Origin of the sequence: Vibrio sp. L85 (genome assembly GCF_963871815.1) — a bacterium.
Classification (GTDB): domain Bacteria; phylum Pseudomonadota; class Gammaproteobacteria; order Enterobacterales; family Vibrionaceae; genus Vibrio; species Vibrio harveyi.
Genome location: NZ_CAWMYL010000100.1, coordinates 1 through 573 on the forward strand (window position 1 = coordinate 1; position 573 = coordinate 573).

The 573-nt window shown below is 49.0% G+C and carries 1 pseudogene; it reads right to left on the bottom strand.

The features are described from left to right. Nucleotides 1-573, bottom strand: a pseudogene (locus AACR11_RS09940) (Tn3 family transposase); the annotation flags it as partial.

Here is a 573-nt window from a genome sequence, read left to right on the forward strand (position 1 = left end):
CCTGTCATTCATGACCTTCAATGCCTGTTGTCTGACTACTGAGAAGGGCTGATTGTCATCAATATTCTCGTCAACAAACAGGTGAAGTAGCTCTGCCGCTTTCGTGACATTGTCCGCAGCTGACTGCCAGGACAGGAACACTGCTTGTTGTGCAAAGGCGTTGGCGGCTTCCTGTTGTTTTCGGATATGGTAAACAAACCCATCCGTCAGGCGCTCCAGTGCAAGTTGCATGCGCTCTGTCAGATGACACAGTAACCACAGGTGCTGCTGTGAGCGTTTGAAGCGCCGCACTTTACTGCCGTAGTAATCAATAAGGCCGCTGAAGTGTTGTCGATTTTTTAGCGACAGATTGAGCCTGTCCACAACGTCATTTATTTGCGTGTGCCATGGTGCTAACCGGTGGTAAATGGCGAGCTCTTTTTTAAGCTCAGGCACGGTCAGACTTTTGGCACCACCCCTGAGATGGCTCAGACTCAGCCCGTCGTCTTTAGTAGTGATTATGTTGTCCAGAAAGACGTTAAGTTCATTACTGGTAAGTTGATTCAGTTGGAGCGTCAGGTCTTTTCTGACCTG